At 75.1% G+C, this 20,594-nt stretch carries 16 protein-coding genes, 1 pseudogene and 1 riboswitch; of the genes and pseudogenes, 7 read left to right on the top strand and 10 right to left on the bottom strand.

Translation table 11 applies throughout. The features are described 5' to 3' along the window. Window positions 1-30: 30 nt before the first annotated feature. Complete coding sequence (locus tag ACI8AP_RS11725; protein ID WP_456589520.1) at window positions 31-2,181, bottom strand: methyl-accepting chemotaxis protein; 2,151 nt, start codon at window positions 2,179-2,181, stop codon at window positions 31-33. A gap of 240 nt (window positions 2,182-2,421) precedes the next feature. Between ACI8AP_RS11725 and ACI8AP_RS11720 the strand changes: the two genes are divergently transcribed. After that, window positions 2,422-3,759 (top strand): class II 3-deoxy-7-phosphoheptulonate synthase, encoded by a 1,338-nt coding sequence (locus ACI8AP_RS11720; RefSeq protein ID WP_456589519.1) that lies wholly within the window; start codon window positions 2,422-2,424, stop codon window positions 3,757-3,759. 108 nt (window positions 3,760-3,867) lie between these two features. Next, complete coding sequence (locus ACI8AP_RS11715; RefSeq protein ID WP_456589518.1) at window positions 3,868-4,869, top strand: threonine aldolase family protein; 1,002 nt, start codon at window positions 3,868-3,870, stop codon at window positions 4,867-4,869. Window positions 4,870-4,978: 109 nt separating this feature from the next. Here ACI8AP_RS11715 and ACI8AP_RS11710 read toward each other — a convergent pair whose 3' ends face one another. The 4 genes from ACI8AP_RS11710 to ACI8AP_RS11695 all read right to left on the bottom strand — a co-directional run bounded on the left by ACI8AP_RS11710 (window position 4,979) and on the right by ACI8AP_RS11695 (window position 10,750). Next, window positions 4,979-5,878, bottom strand: coding sequence for a deoxyribonuclease IV (locus tag ACI8AP_RS11710; RefSeq protein WP_456589517.1), 900 nt, complete (start codon window positions 5,876-5,878; stop codon window positions 4,979-4,981). Between the two features lie 4 nt (window positions 5,879-5,882). Beyond that, window positions 5,883-7,868 (bottom strand): Stk1 family PASTA domain-containing Ser/Thr kinase, encoded by a 1,986-nt coding sequence (gene pknB / locus ACI8AP_RS11705; protein WP_456589516.1) that lies wholly within the window; start codon window positions 7,866-7,868, stop codon window positions 5,883-5,885. Between the two features lie 148 nt (window positions 7,869-8,016). Next, entirely contained in the window at window positions 8,017-9,483 is a 1,467-nt protein-coding gene (locus ACI8AP_RS11700) for a glycine hydroxymethyltransferase (protein ID WP_456589515.1), read from the bottom strand. A gap of 23 nt (window positions 9,484-9,506) precedes the next feature. Further along, a riboswitch (ZMP/ZTP riboswitch) is annotated at window positions 9,507-9,591 on the bottom strand. A gap of 4 nt (window positions 9,592-9,595) precedes the next feature. Next, the gene (locus ACI8AP_RS11695; protein WP_456589514.1) at window positions 9,596-10,750 is read right to left on the bottom strand and encodes an alpha-hydroxy acid oxidase; all 1,155 of its coding nucleotides are present in this window, start codon (window positions 10,748-10,750) and stop codon (window positions 9,596-9,598) included. A gap of 13 nt (window positions 10,751-10,763) precedes the next feature. On the opposite strand from ACI8AP_RS11695, the gene ACI8AP_RS11690 reads away from it, so the two are divergent. From ACI8AP_RS11690 to ACI8AP_RS11680, 3 genes and pseudogenes are all read left to right on the top strand, one after another. After that, window positions 10,764-11,087 (top strand): Rv2175c family DNA-binding protein, encoded by a 324-nt coding sequence (locus ACI8AP_RS11690; RefSeq protein ID WP_456589513.1) that lies wholly within the window; start codon window positions 10,764-10,766, stop codon window positions 11,085-11,087. A 43-nt stretch (window positions 11,088-11,130) separates the two neighbouring features. Beyond that, a complete protein-coding gene (locus ACI8AP_RS11685) occupies window positions 11,131-11,475 on the top strand; it encodes a lycopene cyclase domain-containing protein (RefSeq protein WP_456589512.1) in 345 nt (114 codons plus the stop codon). Beyond that, window positions 11,394-11,681: pseudogene (locus ACI8AP_RS11680) on the top strand (hypothetical protein); the annotation flags it as partial. The gene ACI8AP_RS11685 and the pseudogene ACI8AP_RS11680, both read left to right, overlap by 82 nt. Here the strand turns inward: ACI8AP_RS11680 and ACI8AP_RS11675 are convergent. From ACI8AP_RS11675 to ACI8AP_RS11665, 3 genes are read right to left on the bottom strand one after another with little or no spacing between them, the layout of a single operon-like run. Continuing rightward, the gene (locus ACI8AP_RS11675; RefSeq protein WP_456589511.1) at window positions 11,678-12,631 is read right to left on the bottom strand and encodes a phytoene/squalene synthase family protein; all 954 of its coding nucleotides are present in this window, start codon (window positions 12,629-12,631) and stop codon (window positions 11,678-11,680) included. The pseudogene ACI8AP_RS11680 and the gene ACI8AP_RS11675 overlap by 4 nt on opposite strands. Continuing rightward, on the bottom strand, window positions 12,628-14,124 hold the full coding sequence (gene crtI, locus ACI8AP_RS11670; protein WP_456589510.1) for a phytoene desaturase family protein: 1,497 nt from the start codon (window positions 14,122-14,124) through the stop codon (window positions 12,628-12,630). The genes ACI8AP_RS11675 and crtI overlap by 4 nt, the downstream gene beginning before the upstream one ends. Then, window positions 14,124-15,320, bottom strand: coding sequence for a polyprenyl synthetase family protein (locus tag ACI8AP_RS11665; RefSeq protein ID WP_456589509.1), 1,197 nt, complete (start codon window positions 15,318-15,320; stop codon window positions 14,124-14,126). The genes crtI and ACI8AP_RS11665 overlap by 1 nt, the downstream gene beginning before the upstream one ends. Before the next feature lie 133 nt (window positions 15,321-15,453). On the opposite strand from ACI8AP_RS11665, the gene metF reads away from it, so the two are divergent. Together metF and ACI8AP_RS11655 are read left to right on the top strand one after the other, a co-directional pair. Next, entirely contained in the window at window positions 15,454-16,359 is a 906-nt protein-coding gene (metF, locus tag ACI8AP_RS11660; RefSeq protein WP_456589508.1) for a methylenetetrahydrofolate reductase [NAD(P)H], read from the top strand. A 40-nt stretch (window positions 16,360-16,399) separates the two neighbouring features. Further along, complete coding sequence (locus ACI8AP_RS11655) at window positions 16,400-17,602, top strand: AI-2E family transporter (RefSeq protein ID WP_456589507.1); 1,203 nt, start codon at window positions 16,400-16,402, stop codon at window positions 17,600-17,602. Between the two features lie 39 nt (window positions 17,603-17,641). Here the strand turns inward: ACI8AP_RS11655 and ACI8AP_RS11650 are convergent, their stop codons facing one another. Both ACI8AP_RS11650 and ACI8AP_RS11645 read right to left on the bottom strand, forming a co-directional pair. After that, window positions 17,642-18,277: a hypothetical protein gene (locus ACI8AP_RS11650; RefSeq protein ID WP_456589506.1), complete on the bottom strand. Its 636-nt coding sequence runs from the start codon at window positions 18,275-18,277 to the stop codon at window positions 17,642-17,644. A gap of 53 nt (window positions 18,278-18,330) precedes the next feature. Continuing rightward, window positions 18,331-20,559: a DUF222 domain-containing protein gene (locus tag ACI8AP_RS11645; protein ID WP_456589505.1), complete on the bottom strand. Its 2,229-nt coding sequence runs from the start codon at window positions 20,557-20,559 to the stop codon at window positions 18,331-18,333. Window positions 20,560-20,594 lie beyond the last annotated feature (35 nt).

The raw sequence follows: 20,594 nt of genomic DNA, 5'->3' as shown, positions 1-20,594 counted from the left end.
GGGAGAGGGCCTTCCGCCACGCGGCGGCGGCTACACCGTGAAGACGGCGAGCAGCCGGTTGAGCTCCTTGGACAGCCCGTCCAGCTCCTGGGCCGCCGAGCGGGCCCGCTCCACGTCGGTCGCGCTGTCGTCGGCGTCCCGGCTCACCGTGGTCAGCGTGGTGGTGACGGTGCCGGCGCCCTCCGCCGCCGTCGCCACGCTGCGGCTGAGCTCCCGGGTGGTCGCCGTCTGCTCCTCGACGGCGCTGGCGATCGTCGTCTGGTGGTCGTTGATCGCCCGGACCACTTCGGCGATGCGCGAGATCGACCGCACCGCGTCGGTGGTCTCGGACTGGATGCCCTGCACCCGCTGCGCGATCTCCTCGCTGGCCTTCGCCGCCTCCTGCGCGAGCTCCTTGACCTCGTTGGCGACGACGGCGAAGCCCTTGCCCGCATCGCCCGCGCGGGCCGCCTCGATGGTGGCGTTGAGGGCCAGCAGGTTGGTCTGCTCGGCCACCCCGGAGATGACCTTCACGACGTCCCCGATCTCCGCGGAGCTCGCCCCGAGCGCGGCGATCGTCGTCTCGGTCTGCTCGGCGAGGGACGCCGCCTGGCGGCCGACCTCCGCCGCCTCGGCGGCGCTGCGGGCGATCTCGGTGATCGAGACCCCCATCTCCTCCGCGCCGGCGGCCGCGGAGGAGACGCTGCTGCTGATCTCCGCCGCGACGCCGTGGGCCCCCTGCGCCTGGTCCCGGCTGCGGGAGGCCCGCTGCGCCAGGCCGTCGGCGACGGTGGACACCCCTGCGGCGGAGGCGGCGACGTCCTGCGCGCACCGGTGGATGTCGCGCACGGTGCCGGCCACCTTCTCCACGAAGCGGTTGAAGGCGCCGGAGAGCTGCCCGACCTCGTCGTCGCGGGAGTCGTCCATCCGCTGGGTCAGGTCGCCCTCCCCGTCGGCGATCTCGGCCATGCGGTCGCGCAGGTGGGTCAGGGGCTGGGTCAGCCGGTGCCCGACCCACCGGGCGAGCACCCCGCCCAGCACGGCGATCACCAGGCCGGCGACCACCATCGCCCACATCATGGACGAGCGGCCGGACGCGAGGGACTCCTGGGCGCCGGCGAAGTCCTCGTCGCGCGCCACGGTGGCGATGATCCAGTCCCAGGGGGCGTAGTACGACACCCGGACGGTCGTGGGCCCGGCCTGGGGGTCGTCGTAGCGCACGGTCGCCTGCTCGCCGCCTTGCAGTTGCAGGGCGGCGTCGACGATCTGCTGCACGTAGGGCGTGCCGTCGGCGTCGGTGGCCGAGAGCATCTGCTCGCCGTCGCGGCTGCCGTCGGGGCTGATCAGCACGGTGCCGGCGCGGTCCCCCGTGCCGCCGTAGATCTCGACGTGGCCGTTCTCCCCGATGGTGGTGGCCTGCAGGCCCTCGCGGAGCGCGGGCAGGTTCTCCTGCTTCACCCCGACGTAGAGGACGCCGACCACGTCACCCGCGGGCCCGAGGATGGGTTCGTAGGCCGACACCAGCCAGGAGTCGACGACGAAGGCGTTGCCGCGGTAGGTCTCGCCCTTGCTCACGGCGGAGGCGACCGGGTTCGGCGCGCCGTCGGGGTTGACGGCGGGGATGTAGGTGCCGATGGCGCGGGCGCCGCTCGCGGCCTGCACGTTCGTGGCCACGCGCAGGAAGTCGCCCGAGGGCGTCTTCTGGAAGATGGTCACGGTGGCCCCGACCATCGTCTTGACGGTGTCGACCACCGGCGTGGGGACGGCGGCGTCGCTGTTCTTCCCCAGCCACTCGCCGCCGACGAGGACGCGGGGGAGGGTCAGCGGCGTGACCTCGCCGGTCAGCTGGTTCTTGGCGTCCCAGGGGACCAACCCGGTGCCGGAGTCGTCGATCGCGAAGCCGCCGGCCTGCTGCAGGACGTACCGGGCGGTGGCGAGGTCGGAGTCGACCTTGGCGGCGGTGGAGGCGCCCTGGGTGGCGACGACGTCGTAGGTGCCGCGGGCCGCCCGGCTGATGTCCTGCTCGACGAGGGCGTCCATGTGCTGCGCGGCGTCGTCGGCGAACCGGCTGCTCTGCCAGGCGCTGACGCCGCCCATGGCCACGCCGGTCGCGGTGACGCTGGCCACCGCGAGGGCCACGACCTTGGTCCGGATGCCCGTGTTCGAGGGAACCGCCCAGGCGGGCAGGTTCGTCCAGCGCATGTTCTGCCTTCCAGGTAGGGGCGGCGATCTGGGTGCCGCCGCTCGACCGGGATATCGGCAGCTCAGCGCGGGGTTCGCCGCGGGAGCGACCGTCTGTGGCCTGATCGTCACCGCGCGGGGCGGGTGGTGCGCCTGGATGGAGTCGCTCCACGGTCCGCCGGCGTCCGCGCCGGGACGCCGTCCCGCTTCGTGGGACGACTCCCTGGCCAGCGCGGAGGGGTCTCGCCGTACCCTCGGGGCGTGAGCCTCCCCGAACCTGCCGAGCTGGTCCCCGGTCTGGACCGGTGGCGGGAACTACCCGCCGCCCAGCAGCCGCGGTGGCCCGACCGGGCCGCGCTGGACGCCGTGCTGGCGACTCTCTCCTCGGTCCCGCCGATCGTCGCCCCGAGCGAGGTCGACACCCTCCGCGCCCAGCTGGCCGACGTCGCGCAGGGCAAGGCGTTCCTGCTGCAGGGTGGTGACTGCGCGGAGACGTTCGACCTCAACACCGAGCCGCACCTGCAGGCCACCACCCGCACGATGCTGCAGATGGCCATCGTGCTCACCTACGGCGCGAGCGTGCCGGTGGTCAAGGTCGGCCGCGTGGCGGGGCAGTACGCCAAGCCGCGCTCGTCGGACACCGATGCCCTGGGCCTGCCCTCCTACCGGGGCGACATGGTGAACGACCTGGAGCCGGTGCTGGAGAAGCGCATCCCCGACCCGAACCGCCTGGTGCGGGCCTACGCGAACTCCGCCGCCGCCATGAACATGATCCGGGCCTACGCCCGCGGCGGCATGGCCGACCTGCACGCCGTGCACGACTGGAACCGCGACTTCGTCGCCAACTCGCCGGCGGGCGTGCGGTACGAGGTGATCGCCCGGGAGATCGACCGCGCACTGGCGTTCATGCGGGCCTGCGGCATCGACTCCGACGCGCTGCGCGGGGTGGAGCTGTTCAACTCGCACGAGGCGCTGATCCTCGACTACGAGCGCGCGCTGCTGCGCATGCACGAGGGCCGGCCGTACGCCCTCTCCGCCCACTTCGTCTGGGTGGGGGAGCGGACCCGCCAGATGGACGGCGCGCACATCGAGTTCGTGTCGAAGCTGGCGAACCCGATCGGCGTGAAGATCGGCCCGACGACGACGCCGGAGCAGGCCGTGGAGCTCGTCGAGCGCCTCGACCCGGACGGCGTGCCGGGCCGGCTCACCCTGATCAGCCGGATGGGCAACGGGAAGATCCGCGACGTCCTGCCGGGCATCGTGGAGAAGGTCACCGCCAGCGGGCACACCGTCGTCTGGCAGTGCGACCCGATGCACGGCAACACCCACGAGTCCTCGACCGGCTACAAGACCCGGCACTTCGACCGCGTGGTCGACGAGGTGCTCGGCTTCTTCGACGTGCACCGGGCGCTGGGCACCTGGCCGGGCGGCATCCACGTGGAGCTGACCGGTGAGGACGTCACCGAGTGCCTCGGCGGGGCGATGGAGATCAGCGACGAGGACCTCAACAGCCGGTACGAGACCGCCTGCGACCCGCGGCTGAACACCGGTCAGTCGCTGGAGCTGGCGTTCCTCGTGGCGGAGATGCTGCGTGGGTAAGGGCCCCCAGAAGGACCCCATCCTCCCCACCGCTCGCACGCTCGCGGCGGTGCCCTGGACGGGGCCGCCGATCCCTCGCATGCTCGGGACGAGCCTCTGGACGGGGCCGTGATCGACCTCCGCTCGGACACCGTCACCCGGCCCACCGCGGCGATGCGCCGCGTCATGGCCGAGGCGGAGGTGGGCGACGACGTCTACCGCGAGGACCCGTCGATCACCGCGCTCGAGGAGCGGGTGGCGGCGATGTTCGGGCACGAGGCCGGCCTGTTCGTCCCCTCGGGGACCATGGGCAACCAGATCGGCATGCGGCTGGTCTGCGAGCCCGGCCAGGAGGTGCTCTGCGACGCCGACGCGCACGTGGTCACCTACGAGATGGGTGCCGCGGCGGCGGTCTTCGGCATCTCCACCCGCACCGTGGTCTCCGACCGGGGTCGGCTGGACGCGGACCAGGTCATCGCGCAGGTGCGGCCGAAGGACGACTGGCACCTCACCGCCACCGCGGCCGTCGCCGTGGAGAACACCCACAACCGCGGCTTCGGCCGGGTGCAGCCGCTCGACCAGCTCCAGCGGCTGTGGGACTGGTCGCGCGGCGCCGACGTCGCCGTCCACCTCGACGGCGCCCGCATCTGGAACGCGCACGTCGCCTCCGGCGTCGACCTGGCGACCTACGGCCGGCTCGCCGACACCGCCTCGGTGTGCCTGTCCAAGGGCCTGGGGGCGCCGGTGGGGTCGGTGCTGGTCGCGTCGGCGGAGCGGATCGCGGCCGCCCGGCTGTGGCGCAAGCGGCTGGGCGGTGGCATGCGGCAGGCCGGGGTGCTGGCCGCGGCGGGCCTGCACGCCCTCGACCACCACCTGCCGCGGCTGGGCGAGGACCACGAGCAGGCGCAGCTGCTGGCCAAGCGGCTGGGGGTCGACCCGGCGTCGGTGGAGACCAACATGGTGGTCGTCGACGAGGTGCCGGCCCCGATGATCGCCGAGGCGGCCAGGGCGCGGGGCGTGCTGGTCGGGCAGGTCGGCCCGCGCCGGATCAGGCTGGTGACCCACCTGGACGTCGACCGCGTCGCGGTCGACCACGCCGCCGACGTCCTCGCGGACCTCCTCGACCGCTAGCCGCCGGGCGGACCGGTGAGAGCGGCCGGCACCGCCAGATCTGCGATGTGGCCCGCATCGGGCGGCTGATGGGGGCGAGTGTGCAGATCTCGCCCGGGTCCGGCCGGGGTCAGTCGCCGATCAGGGAGTTCAGCAGCTTGATGTCCGCGGCGTGGCCGCCGCACGGGTCGCCGTCGCGCAGGCTCGGCGTCTCCACGACCATGGGCACCCCGGCGGTGGTGCGGTGGCGCAGCAGCTCGGCGAACGGGCCGGTGCCGTACTCGCCCGACCCGATCAGCCCCTCGCCGATGGTCGTGTGCCGGTCGCGCTTGGAACCGCAGGCGTCGAGCGAGTCGTTCACGTGCACCAGGCCCAGCCGGCCGGGGCCCACGGTGGCCTCCAGCGCCTCGAGGGTGGCCGACATCCCGCCGGGGGCCGCGAGGTCGTGGCCGGCGGCCCAGGCGTGGCAGGTGTCGAAGCACACGCCCAGCAGCGGGTGGTGCTCCAGCGCGGCGAAGTAGGGGCCGAGCTCCTCGACCGTGGCGGCGAGGGCCTTGCCGCCGCCGGCCGTCGGCTCGATCAGCAGCCGCGGCCCGTCGGGGTCGGCGGCCTCCAGCACGGGCAGCAGCTGCTCGTGGAGCTGGCGCAGGGCCGGTTCGTACCGGTCCTCCCCGACGGCGGACCCGGCGTGGACGACGACGCCCTGGCAGCCCAGCTGCGCGCCGCGCCGCAGGTTGTGCGCGATCGAGGCGACCGACTGCGTCACGGTCGCCTCGGTCGGCGAGCCGACGTTCACCAGGAACGGGGTGTGGATGAACGAGGGCACGCCGCGCTCGGCGCAGCCGGCGGTGAACCTCGCGTCCTGCGCCGGGTCGCCGTCGGTGAGCTTCCAGCCGCGGGGGTTGCCCACGAAGACCTGGACGGCGCGGGCGGCGACGGCGTCGGTGTAGGCGAGCCCGCCCGTGGCCAGGCCGCCCTTGATCTGGATGTGCGCGCCGATGGCGGGCACACCGGGGGAGGTGTGCGACAAGGACCTATCCGAAGGTGAGCAGGATGGTGACGGGGGTGCCGCGCTCCACGGTCTCGCCGGCAGCGGGGCTCTGCCGCAGCACCCGGTTGCCGAAGAACCGGGTGGCCTCCACCTGCAGGCCGGCGGCCCGCAGGATCGCGGTGGCCTCGTCGCCGCTCTTGCCGACGACGTCGGGCACGGTGACCAGCGGGACGCCCGCCGAGACCTGGATGCGCACGGTGCTGCCGTAGGGGACGGGGCCCGCGCCGGGACCTGGTTCGACGGCCATGACCTCGCCCTTGTCGACCTGGTCGCTGCGCCCGTCCTCGTCGCGCTCGACGGTGAAGCCCTGCGCCTCGAGGTTGGCCCGCGCCTGCTCCGGGGTCTGCCCGGTCACGTCGGGGACGGCGACCGGTGCCCGGCCCTGGCTGACCACGACCGTCACGACCTGGTCGCGCTTGAGCGCGGTGCCCGCGGGCGGGTCGAAGCCGATCACATTGCCCGGGGGCACGGCGTCGTCGTAGGCCTGGCCCCGGGTGATCTGGATCGGCAGGTCGGCCTGCAGGCGCGCCTCGACGTCGTCGACCGGCTGGCCCACGAGCTCCGGCGGCACGGTGTAGCGCTCGGGCCCCTTGGAGACGACGACGCGGACGTCGGTGCCGCGGATGAGCTCGCCCGACGACGGGTCGGTCGAGATGACCACGCCCTCCGGCACCGACTCGCTCCACTCCCGCACGACCGGGTCGGGGTCGAGCCCGGCGTCCTGCAGCAGGTCGATGGCCGCGGCCTCCTGCTTGCCGGTCAGCGCGGGGACGTCGGTCCAGCGGCCGGAGCCCAGCCACCAGCCGACCGCGCCGACCGTGATCGCCATGAGCAGGACGACGGCGACCAGCAGCCGGGCGCGGCGCCGCCGGATGTGGTCGGGGACGCCGGGACGCGGCCGCGCCGGCCCGGGGCGACGGCCCTGCACGTCGGTCGTGGGACCGGCGCCCATCCCCGGCAGCATGCTGGTGCGCCCGGCGCGCGAGCCGCGGCCGCCGAGCACCTCGGTGCCGGGATCGCTGGGGTGGCCGGGCCGGGGCCGGGTCGGGCGGTTGGTGGGCCGCAGCGTGGCCGGGCCGGCCGTGCTCTGCCCGGTCGGCACGGGGACCGGGTCGATGCCGAGGTCGGTGCGGACGTCGTGCAGCTCGGCGAGGAACGCACCGGCGTCCAGGGGTCGCCCGGCCGGGTCGCGGCGGGTGGTCCGGGCCACCAGCTCGTCGACCTGCCAGGGCAGGCCGGGAACCTCCGCGGACGGTGCGGGCACGTCGTGGTGGACGTGCTGGTAGGCCACCGCGAGCGGGGTGTCACCGCCGAACGGCGGATGCCCGGTGAGCATCTCGTACAGCACGATGCCGGCGGCGTAGATGTCGCTGCGGGCATCGGCGCGGCCCCGCTCGAGCTGCTCGGGGGAGAGGTAGGCGACGGTGCCGATGAGCACCCCGCCGGTCTGGCTGGTCTGACCGGTGCCGACGACGGCGCGCGCCAGGCCGAAGTCGGCCACCTTGACCACGCCGTCGACGCCGATGAGCACGTTCTCCGGCTTGATGTCGCGGTGCACGATCCCGGCCCGGTGCGCGGCGGTGAGCCCGGCGAGCACCGGCTCCAGGACGGCGAAGGCCTCGCCGACGGTGAGCCGGCCGCGGGCGCTGAGCAGGTCGCGCAGCGTCCGCCCGCGCACGAGCTCCATGACCAGGAAGACCAGCCCCTGGTCGCTGCCCTGGTCGCTGACCCCGACGACGTTGACGTGGCTGAGCATCGCCGCCGCCCGCGCCTCGCGGGTGAACCGGTCGACGAACGTGGGGTCGTGGGCCAGGTGCTCGGCCATGACCTTGACCGCGACGGTCTTGTGCAGCCGGAGGTCGGTGGCCGCGTAGACGGTGGACATGCCGCCCCGCGCCACCCGCTCCTCGAGGCGGTAGCGCCCCTCGAGAACGAGGCCGACCACGGGGTCGGTCACGGCGGTGTCCACACGGCCGAGTGTAGGAGCGGGGAGGGGCCTGGTCGCTCCACGACGCGGCGACGGGGATCACCGGGGCGCCTGTGACGGATGGAGAAGGACCTCCCCGCAGGGGCCCGGCGCTCGCGAGCTCGCGCCGGGCCCCTGCGGGGAGGCCGCATCAGGCGAGGTCGAGGCCGGGGTACAGCGGGTGCGCGGCCAGCAGCTCGGCGGCCGCCGCCCGGGTGCGGTCGGCGACGCCGTCGGCCACCACGTACCTCGCCTGCGAGGCCGCGCCGTCGCGGGTCGCCGCCGGGGTGGTGGCGGAGAGGACGTCGACGATCAGCTCCGCCGTCCGGTCGAACTCGGCCGGACCGAAGCCGCGGCTGGTCAGCGCCGGGGTGCCCAGCCGGACGCCGGAGGTGTACCAGGCGCCGTTGGGGTCGGCCGGCACTGCGTTGCGGTTGGTGACGATGCCGGCGTCCAGCAGCGCGGACTCGGCCTGGCGGCCGGTCAGGCCGAAGCCGGTGACGTCGATGAGCACCAGGTGGTTGTCGGTGCCGCCGGTGACCAGCCGGGCGCCGCGCTTCGTCAGCCCCTCGGCGAGGGTCTGCGCGTTGTCGGCGACCGCCTGGGCGTAGCCGGCGAACTCGGGGCGGCGGGCCTCGGCGAAGGCGACCGCCTTCGCGGCCATCACGTGCGGCAGCGGGCCACCGAGCACCATGGGGCAGCCGCGGTCGACGGCGTCGGCGTACTCCGGCTGGGCCAGCACGAATCCGCCGCGCGGGCCGCGCAGCGACTTGTGGCTGGTGCTGGTGACGACGTGCGCGTGCGGCACCGGGTCGAAGTCGCCGGTGAGCACCTTGCCCGCGACCAGGCCGGCGAAGTGCGCCATGTCGACGACCAGGGTGGCGCCCACCTCGTCGGCGATCTCGCGCATCGCCGCGAAGTCCACCCGCCGCGGGTAGGCGGAGTAGCCGGCCATGAGGATCAGCGGCCGGAACTCGCGGGCCCGGGCGCGGACGGCGGCGTAGTCGAGCAGCCCGGTCGACGGGTCGGTGCCGTAGGACGACTGCTCGAACATCTTGCCGCTGATGTTGGGGCGGAAGCCGTGGGTGAGGTGACCGCCGGCGTCCAGCGACATCCCGAGCATCCGCTGGTCGCCCAGGGCGCGGCGCAGCTGCGCCCAGTCGGTGTCGGTGAGGTCGTTCACGTGCCGGGCGCCGGCCTCCTGCAGGGCGGGCAGCTCGACCCGCTGGGCGAGCACGGCCCAGAAGGCGACCAGGTTGGCGTCGATGCCCGAGTGCGGCTGCACGTAGGCGTACGGCGCGCCGAACAGCTCGCGGGCGTGCTCGGCGGCGAGCGCCTCGACGGAGTCCACGTTCTGGCAGCCGGCGTAGAAGCGGTGCCCGACGGTGCCCTCGGCGTACTTGTCGCTGAACCAGCTGCCCATGGTGAGCAGCACGGCGGGGCTGGCGTAGTTCTCGCTGGCGATCAGCTTCAGCGAGGCGCGCTGGTCGGTCAGCTCCTGGCTGATCGCGTCGGCGACCCGGGGCTCGACGGCGCCGATCACGGCCAGGGCGTTGCGGTAGGCGGCCGAGGCGGCGGTGCCGTCGAAGGAGTGGGTGATGCGGGGGGCGGTGGTCATGAGGGCTCCTGCGCTGAACGACGGTGAGGTGCCCAGGCGCACGGCGACGGTGGTGCGGGCCGCTCCCCGGTGGTGGCCCACCTCGACGCGCCAGTCACGGCCCTCCGGGAGGTTATCGCGCCGCCGCCACCGTGTCGGCGGGTACCGACCGGACGTCGTCGAGCCCGCACAGGACCATCGTGTGCTCGAGCTCCTCGGCGAGGCCGCCGAGGACCCGCGCCACGCCCTGCTCGCCCCCGGCGGCGAGCCCCCAGACGACCGGCCGGCCGAGGAAGACCGCCGAGGCCCCCAGGGCGAGCGCGGTGAGCACGTCCGACCCGGAACGCATGCCGCCGTCGGCGTAGACCTCCACGTCCTCGCCGACGGCGTCGACGATCTCGGGGAGCGCCTGGGCGCTGCTCACCGCGGGGTCGACCTGCCGGCCACCGTGCGTGGTGACCCACACGGCGGCGGCGCCGGCCTGCACGCAGCGGACGGCGTCGTCGCCCCGGAGCACGCCCTTGACCACCACCGGCAGGCCGGAGAGTTCTCCGAAGCGGGCGATCTCGTCGAAGGTCCAGGTGGCGGTGGCCAGGCCGTCGAGGGTCGGCTCCTCGCCCTCCGGGGGCCGGTTGGCCATCCGCACGCCGGCGCGGTGCACGAAGTCGTGGCGCAGGTCGCGCCGGCGGCGCCCCAGCAGCGGGACGTCGACGGTCATGACCAGCGCCCGGTAGCCGGCGTCCCCGGCGCGGCGGGCGAGGTCGTCGGTGTGCCGCTCGGAGTGCATCCGGTAGAGCTGGAACCACTTCGGGCTGCCGGGCTCGACGGCGGCGACCTCCTCCAGGCTGTGGGTCGCGCTGGTGGACACGGTCATCAGGGCACCGGTGGCGGCGGCGGCCCGGGCGGTGGCGAGCTCGCCGTCGGGGTGCGCCATGGCCTGGTAGGCCCAGGGGGCGATGCCGATCGGGGTGCCCACCGGCGTGCCCAGCAGCTCGGTGGCGAGCGAGGCGGTGGTGGTGCCGCGCAGCACCCGGGGCCGGAGCCGCCAGGTGCGCCAGGCCGCCGTCGCCTCGCCCATCGTCGTCTCGGTCTCGGCGCCGCCGGCGTAGTAGTCGTAGACCGGCCGGGGCAGCAGCTCCCGGGACCGGGCCTCGAGGTCGACGAGGTCGACGAACGGCGGCTCCGGGCGGGGGTCCTCGGCAACCTCGGTGACCTCGGCGGCCTCCGCCCCGTCGTGCCGGCCGGTCGGTCCCGGCACCGGGCTGCCCGCTGGTCCGCTGTTCGCCATAGGCTGACACTCTATGGAGACGCTCACCCCCGCGGAGGTCGCCCAGCTGCTGGGCACCTCCCCGAACCGGGTCCGGCAGCTGCTGCGCGACGGGAAGCTGATGGCCGTCCCCGGCAGCGGGAACGGCAAGATCCCCGCCGACTTCGTGCAGGACGGGGTGGTCCTCAAGCACCTGCCCGGGCTGCTGACGGTCCTCCGGGACGGCGGCTTCAGCGACGAGGAGGCCTTCGAGTGGCTGTTCCGGGAGGACGAGTCGCTGCCCGGCACCCCGGTGCAGGCGCTGCGGGACGACCGGCACACCGAGGTCACCCGGCGGGCGCAGGCGCTGGCGCTCTGAGCCGGGTGCATCCGGGGGCGGGCCGGGGACGGAAGCGGGTTCCGTGGAGCGGCTGACGTACCTGGGCCTGCTGGTCGGCTGCCTGGTGGTGACCGCACCGCTGGAGCTGCTGCTGGGCGTGCGCGTCTACGCGCGCTGGCGGCGGTTCCTCCTCGCCGTCCTCCCGATGTTCGTCGTCTTCGTCGGCTGGGTGCTCTACGCCATCGCGCAGGGCCACTGGGACTACTCGGCGGCGCGCACCGTCGGCGTCCGGCTGCCCGGGGGGATCCCGGTGGAGGAGGTCCTGTTCTTCCTCGTCGTCCCGCTGTGCTCGGTGCTCGCGCTCGAGGCGGTGCGGAAGGTGACCGGCTGGGATGCGGGCTATCCGGCGAGGGAGGCCGAGAGGTGAGCTACAGCGCCCTGGCGGTGACCGCGGTCGCCGCCGTCCTCGTGGTGGACCTGGCGGTCCTCCGCACCCGCATGGTCACCCGGCGGGTGTTCTGGGTCGCCTACGCGATCATCGTGTTCTTCCAGCTGCTGATGAACGGCGTGCTCACCGGGCTGGACGTGGTGACCTACGACCCGGCCACGATCTGGGGGCCGCGGATCGCCTACGCGCCGGTGGAGGACCTGCTCTTCGGCTTCGCCATGGTCACCCTCACCCTCGCCACCTGGGCGGCGGTCAACCGCCGGGCGAACACGGCCAGGCGGCGCGGCCTGGAGACCGACACCCGCCGGTCGAGCACCCGGTAGTCGGCCCGCTCGATCTCGGTGAGGATCCCGCCGTAGAGGGCGGTGGCCGCGCGCACGCAGTCGCGCGACTCCGGCGCCAGCATCGGGGTGCCGGGCGCGGCGTCGTCGTACCGGCGGCGCACGATCGCCACCATCTCCCGCATCAGCTGCCGGAACCGGTCGTCGAACCGCTTGGCCGCCAGCTGCTCCCGGGTCACCCCGTGCGCGGCCATCAGGTCGGCGGGCAGGTAGACCCGGCCGCGGTCGACGTCCTCGCCGACGTCGCGCAGGAAGTTCGTCAGCTGGAACGCCTCGCCGAGGGCGACGGCGTGCGGTGCCGCCTCCTCGCGGGCGATGCCCGGAGCGGTGCCCAGCACGGGGAGCACCTGCAGGCCGATGACCGACGCCGACCCCCACATGTAGCGGTCCAGCGCGTCGAGGTCGGCGTAGCCGGTGACGTCGAGGTCGCTGGTCATGGCGGCGAGGAAGTCGACCAGGTGCTCGACCGGGATGCCGTAGCGCCGGTAGGTGTGCACCAGCGCGAGCCGCACCGGGTCGTCGGACCAGCCCGTCTCCAGCTCGGTGAGCAGCGCCGCCGACCAGGTCATCAGGTCGCCGGCCGGGTCGGCGCCGGGGTGGTCGACGAAGTCGTCGGCGACCCGCGCCGCGGCGTAGAGGGCGTGCACCGCCGGCCGCCGCTCGGGGGTGAGCAGGCGGGTGGCCAGGTGGTAGCTCTTGCCGTGCTCCGCGGCGATGGCGGCGCAGTGCCGGTAGGCGGCCGCCAGCTGCGCCTGCCGGGCGGCCTGGGTACCCGGCGGCCGGAGCGGGCTCACCGCGCCACCGGCCCGGTGATCCGCTCGGCGGCCAGCCGGCCGCTGATCAGCACCATGGGGACCCCGACGCCCGGCTGCACCGACGACCCGGCGAGCACCACGTTCTCGGGGCCGCGGCGGGGCAGCGTCGGGGTGCGGAACGGGCCGGTCTGGCCGAAGGTGTGCGCCAGCGCGAACGGCGTTCCGGCCGCCATGCCCTGGGCGGCCCAGGTGGCCGGGGTGTCCATGTGCTCCACCTCGATCGCGCCGGTGACGCCGGTGAACCCGCGGGCCTCCAGGGTGGCCAGCAGCTCGTCCCGGTAGCGGGGCCCGAGGGCCGCCCAGTCCAGGTCCGGGTTGCCGCCGCTGCGCGGGTCCAGGTTCGGGGTGGGCGCGACGACGCTGAGCACCTGCCCGCCCTCGGGGGCCAGGGACCGGTCGGTGACCGAGGGCATGCTGATCAGCAGGCTGGGGTCGCTCATCGGCCGGCCGTCGCGGGTGAGCTCGTCGAACACCCCGCGCCAGGAGTGCCCGAAGCTGATCGTGTGGTGCGCCTGCCCCGGCAGCTCGGCCCGCACGCCGAGGTGCAGCGCGACGCAGGAGGGCGAGTAGACCGGGCGGCGGGGGCCGCGCAGCCCCGGCACCAGCGCGTGCGGCGCGTCGGTGGTGACGACGACGGCGTCGGCGGGCAGCCGATCGCCGTCGGCCAGGACCACGCCGGTCACCCGGTTGCCGAGCGTCTCCAGCTCGCCGACGGCGGTGTCGTACCGGAGGACCACCCCGGCGTCGGCGGCGGCGCCGGCCAGCGCGCGCGGCACCGCGCCGATCCCACCCACCGGGTGCCACACGCCGGCACCGATGTCGAGCTGCGCGATCACCGCGTAGGCGGCGATGGCGCGGAAGGGGGAGACCCCGGCGTAGAGGGCCTGGAAGCTGAACAGCCGGCGCAGCCGGTCGTCGGCGAAGTACCGCGCGACGTGCCGGGACAACCGGCCGAAGCCACCCCGGCGGGCGAGCGCCAGGAGCTCGGGGCCCAGCAGGTCCAGCGGCGAGTCCAGGTTGCGGTCGATGAACGTGGTGAGCTGCAGCCGGTACAGCTCGGCGAGGTCGGCGAGGTAGCGCCGCAGGGCGGCGGCCTCGGCCGGCCCGCACAGCGCGGCCACCTCGGCGGCGAACGCCGCGGGGTCGGCGTGCACGTCGAGCGAGGTGCCGTCGGCGAACTGCGCCCGGTAGCTCGTCCGCAGCGCGCGCAGCTCGAGCCGGTCCTCCAGCCGCTCGCCGACGGCGGCGAGGGTCTCGGCCACGATCTCCGGCGCGGTGAACACCGACGGCCCGGTGTCGAGCGCGTAACCGCGGCGCTCGATGCGCCCGGCCCGCCCGCCGGGCCCCCCGGCGCGCTCGACGACGGTGACCTCGCGGCCGGCCCCGCGCAGGCGCAGCGCCGCGGCCAACCCCGCGAGCCCCGCCCCGACGACGACGACGCGGTCGGTGCGACCCGGAACGGTGCGCACCATCAGGCGGTGCGTGACGTCGCGGCGACCGCGAGCGCGTCCAGCGCCGCGCGGGCGTCCTCGGCGAGGGGTGCCTCGGCGATGGCCTGGCGGGCCCGGGCGGTGCTGGCGGCGATGCGCTCCTCCACCCGGTCGCGGGCGCCGGTGGTGACCAGCAGCGCGCGCAGCGCCTCGAACTCGTCGGGCCCGGCCGCGGGGTTGCCGAGCAGGTCGCCGAGCAGCCGGCGCCCGGCGTCGTCGGCGGCCTCCTCGGCCAGCGCGACCAGCAGCGTCTGCTTGCCCTCGCGCAGGTCGTCGTCGACGGACTTCCCGGTGACCTCGGGGTCGCCGAAGACCCCGAGCAGGTCGTCGCGGAGCTGGAACGCCTCGCCCAGGGGCAGCCCGATGGCCGAGCAGGCCTCGACCACGGCCGGGCCGGCCCCGGCGATGGCGGCGCCCAGCTGCAGCGGGCGCTGCACCGTGTACCCCGCGCTCTTGTAGCGGGCCACGGTGAGCGCGCCGTCGGGCCCGGGCAGCCCACCGGCGGCGCGCAGCAGGTCCAGGTACTGGCCGGCGGTGACCTCGGTGCGCATGGCGTCCCAGACGGCGCGCGCCCGGCCCAGGGCCGGCTCCGAGATGCCCGAGCAGCGCAGCATCTCGTCGGACCAGACCAGCGCCAGGTCGCCGACGAGGATCGCCGCGCCGACGCCGAAGAGGTCCTGGTCGCCGGAGAAGCCGTGGGTGGTGTGCCGGTCGGCGAAGCCGATGTGGGTGGTGGGGCGGCCGCGCCGGGTGCCGGCGGCGTCCATGACGTCGTCGTGCACCAGCGCGCTGGCGTGCACGAACTCCAGGGCCGCGACCGCGCGCAGGACGGCGTCCTCGTCCTCGCCGGCGCCCGGGCCCTGTCCGCGCGCTCCCCGCCATCCCCAGTAGGCGAACGAGGGGCGCAGCTTCTTGCCACCCGCGGCGACGGCGCAGACCTCGTCGACCACCGGGACGAGGCTGGCGTCCATCGCGGCGAGCGTGCTGCGCTGCTGGTCGAGGAAGCGGGTGAGCGCCTCGGCGACCGCGGCGCGCACCCGGTCCAGGTCGGCCACCGACAGCGGAGGTGCGGGGCGGGCGGACTCGCGCGGCTGCGCCCCGACGATCATCTGGTCAGTATCGCCCGATCCGGTGGGGTGCCGCCGCACCAGCAGGGCGGCGGGGGTGCTCCGCTGCATCGTTCCTCCGTCGCTCGGTGGTCGGGACACGCCCTCTTCCGGGCGCGGGAGCGCTGCGGATGCACCTGCCGGGGGAGTTCTCCGACAGGACGGTCGCGGGCGGGCTGCCGCACCGCCCGTACCCTCGGGTGCCGTGACACCCACCGTCCGTGAGCTCCTGGCCACCGAGCGCCCGACGTGGTCGTTCGAGTTCTTCCCGCCGAAGACCCCGGCGGGTGAGGAGCTCCTCTGGACGGCGCTGCGCGAACTCGAGCGGTTGCACCCCTCGTTCGTGTCGGTCACCTACGGCGCTGGCGGCTCGACCCGCGAGGGCACCGTGGCGATGACCGAGCGGATCGCGGCGGACACCACGATGACGCCGCTGGCGCACCTGACCGCGGTCGACCACAGCGTCGCGGAGCTGCGGCACGTGATCAGCCGCCTGGCGGCGGCAGGGGTCCGCAACATCATGGCCCTGCGGGGTGACCCACCGGGTGCCGATCCGCAGGCGGAGTGGGTGGCCCACCCGGAGGGGCTGCGCTACGCCGCCGAGCTGGTGGAGCTGATCCGCTCGGTCGGCGACTTCTCGGTGGGCGTCGCCGCCTTCCCCGAGCGCCACCCGCGCTCGCCGGACTTCGACACCGACGTCGAGATGTTCGTGGCGAAGTGCCGGGCCGGTGCCGACTTCGCCATCACCCAGATGTTCTTCCGGGCCGAGGACTACCTGCGGATGCGGGACCGGGTCGTCGCCCGCGGGTGCGACGTCCCGGTCATCGCCGGGGTCATGCCGGTCACCAACGTCCGGCAGATCACCCGGATCGTCCAGCTGTCCGGTCAGGCGTTCCCGGCGGAGCTCGCCGACCGGTTCGCTGCGCTGGACGGCGACCGGCCGGAGGACAAGGCCGCGGTGCGGGCGCTGGGCGTGGAGGTGGCCACCGACCTGTGCCGGCGGCTGCTCGACGAGGGGGTGCCGGGGATCCACTTCATCACCATGAACCGGTCCACCGCCACGCGTGAGGTCTTCGCCAACCTGGCCGGGAGCGCACCGGCCGTCCGCTGACCAGGGTCTGCCCGGGCGCGCGACGGGGCATGGAGGCCCCATGGTCGCGGAAGAGGAGCAGGTGGATCGGTACTCCTGGCTGGTGCGCGCCGGGCGGCGGGCCTGGGCCGCGCTCGGCGTGCTCGCCCTGGCGGTGCTGGCGTACCTGCTGCTGCGCGAGGTCAGCGTCGTCGCCACCCCGCTGGCGATCGCCCTGTTCCCGGCCGCCGTGCTCTGGCCGGTCGCGGCCTGGCTGAAGCGGAAGGGGCTGCCCTCCACCGTCGTCGCGCTGCTGCTGCTGATCTCCCTCCTCGGGCTGCTGGGGCTGGCGATCTGGTTCGTGGTGCCGCGCTTCGCCGACGAGATCCCGGCGCTGGCGGAGAGCGTCGAGGAGGCGCTCAGCGACCTGGCGGAGCTGGTCGCTGACACGCCCTTCTCGCTGCCCTTCGACGTCGGCGACGGTGGGCTCGCCGACATGGCCCAGCAGGCAGCCGGTGCGCTCGGCGGCGGCGGCAGCGACGTCGTCGACCGCGGGCTGCAGGTGGCGCGGACGCTCGGCGACGTCGCCACCGCCGTCGTCCTGTTCCTGGTGGCCCTGTTCTTCTACCTGCGCGACGGGGGGCGCATCTGGTCGGGGATCATCAGCCTGCTGCCCGAGCGCACCCGGCAGCACGTCGGTCGGGTGTCCGGGCAGCTGTTCTGGACCCTCGGCGCCTACTTCCGCGGCCAGCTGATCGTCGCCCTCGTGGACGCCGTGGCGATCGGGATCGGGCTGGTCCTCCTCGGCGTCCCGCTGGCCATGCCGCTGGCGGTGCTGGTCTTCCTGGGCGGGTTCTTCCCCATCGTGGGGGCCTTCGTCTCGGGGCTGCTGGCCGTCCTCGTCGCGCTGGCCGACCAGGGGCTGACGACGGCGCTGCTGGTGCTGGCCCTCGTCGTGGTGGTGCAGCAGGCCGAGGGGAACCTGCTCGAACCGCTGATCCTGAGCCCTGTGCTGCGGCTGCACCCGTTCGCGATCATCCTCGCGGTCACGGTGGGGGGCGTGACCTACGGCGTCCTCGGCGCCTTCCTGGCGGTGCCGATCGCCGCCTGCGTGGCCCGGGTCGTGGACTACCTGCGCGGCCGGGAGCCTGCTGCCGGGCCGGGCTGGCGCGACCCGGAGCGGGACGACGCGCAGGACGAGAGCCGGGACGAGGACCGGGACGAGGGCCGGGGCGGTGCCCGGGACGCCGCCCCCGCGGAACCGGCGAGCGCCCGCACCGGGTAGGGCGGACTGCCGGGGCGGCCGGCCCGCACCACCTGGGCGTCAGCCCTGCCGCGTCCCCTCCAGCAGGTCGGCGGCGCGGGCAGCCGCCCGCCGCAGCCCCTCGCGCTCGGAGGCGTACCCGCCGGCCACACCGACGACCGGCAGGTTCGACAGGGCGCGGGCGAACAGCTTCCCCTTCGGGCGGGCGTCCAGCGCGTCGTCGATTCGGCCGAGCAGCCGAGCCGCCCGCCACAGCGTGCGGACGGCGCCCTTCGCCCCGCGGCGCTCGTCCCGGGGGCCGAACGCGCCCTCCACGTAGGTGCCCTTGCTCCGGGTGAGCAGCGGCTCGACCTGGGTCGGCGTGAGCTCCCGGCGCAGCAGGACCCGCGCCAGCAGCGACACCCGGTCGGCCGGGGCGGTCACCCCGTGCTCCCCGGCGACACCGAGCACCACCAACGACTGCACCGCGGTGCCGACGCTGTTCTGCAGCGGCAGCAGATCGGCGAGTTTGCCGGCGAAGCGGGGGACCGCCGACACGCCCGCGGCCACCCGGGACACCCGGTCGGCCCACCAGCGGTCGCGCTCCTCGCGCGGCAGCTCCGGCGGCCGGCCCATCCGGTCCGCCAGCGGGGTCAGCAGCCGGTCGAGCCGGCGGAGGACGTCGACGACGACGGCGTCGCTGATCTGAGCAGCCATGGGCACGGGGTGCCCCGTACCCGGTTTCTCGATGCGTGGCGGTGGTGTGGCGCTCAGTACGGCGGCGGCGAGGTGGTGGCGACCAGACCGCTCGGGGTGGTGACCGTGAGGGTCCCCTCGCTGCCGAGGTCGTGGCGCCACCCCGGTGCCTGGTGCTTGCCGCGGTGGTCGGTGGTGCAGTAGCCGGCGAGGTTGCCGGCGCTGGTGGGACCGTCCGGATACGGGCGGTGGTGGTCGAGCTCGCCGCCGCGGGGCACCCGTCGACGGCAGCCGGGGAACCGGCAGCGACGATCCCGCGCCCGCACCCACCGATCCAGCTCGCCCGAAGGGCGGTAGCCGGTGCTGGGCCCCGGGGCGCCGAGGCCGGGCCGGTCGGAGAGGTCGTGGGTGCAGCGACCGGTGCTCCGACGGCAGCACGGACGGTCGCAGCTGCCCGCGCGGCGCAGACCGGGCAGGTCGGTCAGGGCCAGCAGCGTGCCGGACAACGCGTCGGTCAGGGCGATCCTCGGCCGCTCGGCCAGCCCACCGCCACCGGTGCTCCCCAGCAGGTCGGCGAGCCACGCCCGTTGCCCGTCGGAGGCCGACCGCAGCGCCGCCAGGGCGTCCTCCGCTGCGGTGAGCCGCCCTCCGGGGCCGGCCCGCCAGGTGGCCTCGTCGTCGGCGTCGGCCGTGACTGCCGTGCGGACCAGTCGACCGGCGCGGGAGAGCTCCTGCTCCGCGCGGAGCACGGCGAGGCCGGCGGTCTCGACCGCCTCGTCGGCCAGCGTCCACCAGCCGGTTCCGGGCGAGGTGGCCGCCGGCCCGGGAGGTACCGCCCCGGCCGTGGTCGCTGCTGCCGGTGAGGAATTGTCGGCATCCGGCGGGGTGTCCTCCGGTTCCGGCGCCGGAGGATCACCGCGCCGCCGGTCTGGCCCTCGCGACGTCGGTGAGGCTGCGGTGCACCCCCGGCGCTCCTGGGCCACGGCGGCGTCGGTACCGGCGTCGGTACCGGTGTCGGCGCGGGGCGCGTCCTCGATCTCGGCGTCCTCGATCGTGTCGCCCGGGAGTGCGTCGTGGGTGGTGGCGGGGTCGCCGGCGACGTCCGGGGGAAGGGCGGGGTCGCCGGCGACGTCCGGGGGAGGGGCGAGGTCGCCGTTGCCGTCGGGGTCGGGATCGACCAGCTCACCGCTGAGCAGCCGGCGCTCCGTCTCGGCCAGCCACCACTCCAGCTCGGCCTGCTCCTGCGCCTGCCACGACATCGAGCCGGACGGCTGCCCCGGGGCCGGCTCCGCGGAGTCGGATCCCAGCGGCCGGCCGGTGAGCGCTGTCAGGAAGTGGCGGATCATCTCGGCCGGCACGACCTGCCCGTCGATCTCCCCGGAACCGTCTCCGCCGGCGAGGGTGGCCAGCGAGGCGACGACGGTGAGCAGCACCTGCACCGGCGGCAGATCGGTCTCGCCCGGGCGCAGCACCAGGTCGAGCAGGCAGTCGACCATCTTCTGGCCCCGCGTGCGCTGATCGTCGTCGCCGTCGAGCGCCTCCGCGCAGGCGGTCAGTGCCCGGTACAGCGCCTGGGCCTCCGGCATGGTGGCGTACACGCTCACGGTCGCCATGCCGTCGACGGCATCCGGGCGGATGTGGACCCCGCGCCGCTTCAGCGCCTCCTGCAGCGTGCGGGCCGCGGCGCGGGCGTCCCGCTGGGCCACCTCGCGGCGCGCCTTGTCGTTCAGCTGCGCAGGCGTCACCACCCGGCCCGCAGCCCAGCGCAGCAGCTCCGCCTCGACCTCGGCACGCACCCGGTCGTCGGCGATGGGAGCGACCTTCTCGAGCATGGTCCAGAGGTGCCCGGGGTGCAGGGCCCCCGCCTCCAGGGCGGCCAGCGTGCCGGGCAGCCGCTCCACGAGCGTCAGCGAGCGGACCAGCAACGCTTCCGCGGCCCGGGCGGAGAGCGAGAGGGCGATCATGAGCTCCTGCGTCGCCCACTCGCTCACCCCGCGCAGCACCTCGGGACGCGCGGCCCACCGCTCCGGGCTCATCGCGCCCGGCTCACCCTGGGCACGGTCGCCGTCGGCGGGCCGGTCCGCGGCGAACCTGGCGACCGCGCGGGCGCGCAGCGCGGTCTGCCGGGCGATCTCGCGGTCCGCGGCCTGCACCTCGCCGAGCGGGCCGGCGGCCAGCCTCACCGGCGGGGCGAACTCGGGCCACTCGGTGGACGCCTCGCGGGCTCGCCGGCGCCGTCCGGCGGCCACCGCCCGGGCGCGGGCGGTGGCGTACCAGTCGCTCACCGCCCCGACGTCCGCCATGCATCGAACATACGTTCGATCGCCCCGGAAAGCAA

Source organism: Blastococcus sp. SYSU DS1021 (assembly GCF_054050995.1).
The sequence above is the reverse complement of the archived record's forward strand: the minus strand, read 5'-3'. Positions and strand labels throughout refer to the sequence as shown.